At 60.3% G+C, this 1,707-nt stretch carries 2 protein-coding genes; both read right to left on the bottom strand.

Features of this window, described 5'->3' with window-relative positions; all coding sequences use genetic code 11:
• Nucleotides 1–413: 413 nt before the first annotated feature.
• The gene (locus G3446_RS26575; protein ID WP_164456662.1) at nucleotides 414–1,409 is read right to left on the bottom strand and encodes a tyrosine-type recombinase/integrase; all 996 of its coding nucleotides are present in this window, start codon (nucleotides 1,407–1,409) and stop codon (nucleotides 414–416) included.
• Nucleotides 1,402–1,596, bottom strand: a complete 195-nt coding sequence (locus G3446_RS26570) for a site-specific integrase (protein WP_209262655.1) — start codon at nucleotides 1,594–1,596, stop codon at nucleotides 1,402–1,404. The genes G3446_RS26575 and G3446_RS26570 overlap by 8 nt, the downstream gene beginning before the upstream one ends.
• Nucleotides 1,597–1,707: the final 111 nt, after the last annotated feature.

Genomic DNA, 1,707 nt, shown 5'->3' with positions numbered 1-1,707 from the left:
TGCTGCTGACGTTGGAGAATTGCCGCGCGAGCGTCGCCGAGCTGGTCGACGCCATCGGACAGCTGGATCAATGGGTCTCGAATGACCATGATGCACTGCTTGCGGAGTGACTGCGGGGTGGCCGGATTTGTGGGGATACCTCAGAACCGGAGAGTAAGCCGGGTCCTTGCCGCCGTTTAGGCCGAAGTTGGTGTTCTCTGTTTGCCGCCTGGTTTCCCGGCGGTGCCACAATATCTCGGCCATGCAGCGGTTTGTTCCCGGCTCCTCGCAGAACCGGACTTGGAGTGTTACCGAATATTATGTGGCGCGCCACATAATGTACGTAATGTGGCGTTGCCTGTTATGTGGCGTCCCGTCGCGCAGAGGCCACAGATACTGATCTACGGGCAGCCCGGGCGCCACATAAACAAAGCCTACAACGATTGGAGAAATGCCATCAAGGAGGCGTCGTCAGCCCAATGTTTCCCAGGTATCGTATTGCCTGTGAGGTCGCATTTTGCTAACGCCTTGGCCTTCATCTCCAGGTCGAACTCGGCATAGACGTGCGTGGTGTTGATCGAGGCATGCCCGAGCCAAGCCCTGATCGTATTGATATCCACGCCGGCGCGCAGGAGAAAGACGGCGGTGGTATGGCGAATCGAGTGCGGACTGACGCGCTTGCTCGCCAGCGAAGGGAGTTCGGCTGCTGCTTTTTGGGCGCAACGCTCCACCAGCGTGTGGATGCCAAAGCGTGTGATCGATCGGCCGCATCGGTTAAGGAACACCGCCTCGGTCGGCGCGCGTTCCGCCACCATGGGCGCGAGCGTCTGCACGGTCGTCGACCAAAGCGGGCAAAAGCGGATCTTGTTGCCTTTGCCGAGCAACCGGGCCGAGGGTTGAGCCAAGTCGAGGTCGGCAATCGTCAGCCCGGCCGCCTCGCTCGCCCTTGCCCCAGAGTTGAACAGGAAGAGCAACAGCGCATAGTCGCGCCGCCCTTGGTGAGTCGTGCGATCCGGCGCCCGGAGCAGGGCATCCATTTCCGGTTTTTCCAGATAAGGCACAGCCGGTTGAGCGGTTTTCTTGAAAGGAATACAGCGGATTTCTCCGCACCAGGCAATATGTTCCGGACTGTACTCGGCCACGAAGCCGGCGAACGCGCGAATCGCCGCTAGGCGCTGATTACGTGTGGCGCTCGTGCAATGACGCGTGTCCTCGACAGACTGCAGGAAGGCGCGCACAGACTCCGGGCTGACCGCTTCCACGCTCAGACGATCAAGGGATTGATGACAGCGTGCGGCGACGAAAGGCAGCAGCAGGCGCAGTGCATCCCGGTAGCTCAACTGCGTCTGGCGCGATAGATTCCGTTCGACGATAAGATGCTCAAGCAGGAAACGACGCACCCAGGGTCCCAACAGAGCGGTGTCATTCATGATCCACCTCTGGCTGGGCGTAGCGCTCAAAGAGACGACTCGCCGCATCCAGCAATGCTGGCGTCATCGTCAGATAGCGCTGGGTGGCCGCGACATCGACATGCCCCAGATAGGTCGCCAGTTGCGGTAACAGCCGTTGTACGTCGGCGCCCTCGCGGTACCAGGCGACGAGGCGGTGCACGGCCATGGTGTGACGATTATGCCGCGCGCGGCATAAGCGCCATCATGCCGACAACCGAATTATGCCGAGTCGTCAGCGGCTGCCTTTGCCTTTCTTCCGTATTTCTTGAGACTTACG

This window comes from Thiorhodococcus minor (assembly GCF_010820565.1).
Taxonomy (GTDB): Bacteria; Pseudomonadota; Gammaproteobacteria; order Chromatiales; family Chromatiaceae; genus Thiorhodococcus; species Thiorhodococcus minor.
Note: the sequence above shows the minus strand (reverse complement) of the source record. Positions and strands in the feature narration are given on the sequence as shown.

Bases quoted from the DNA above. Each gene is read 5' to 3' on its own strand.
- G3446_RS26575 (WP_164456662.1), bottom strand. From the start codon at position 1,409: ATGAATGACACCGCTCTGTTGGGACCCTGGGTGCGTCGTTTCCTGCTT.
- G3446_RS26570 (WP_209262655.1), bottom strand. From the start codon at position 1,596: ATGGCCGTGCACCGCCTCGTCGCCTGGTACCGCGAGGGCGCCGACGTA.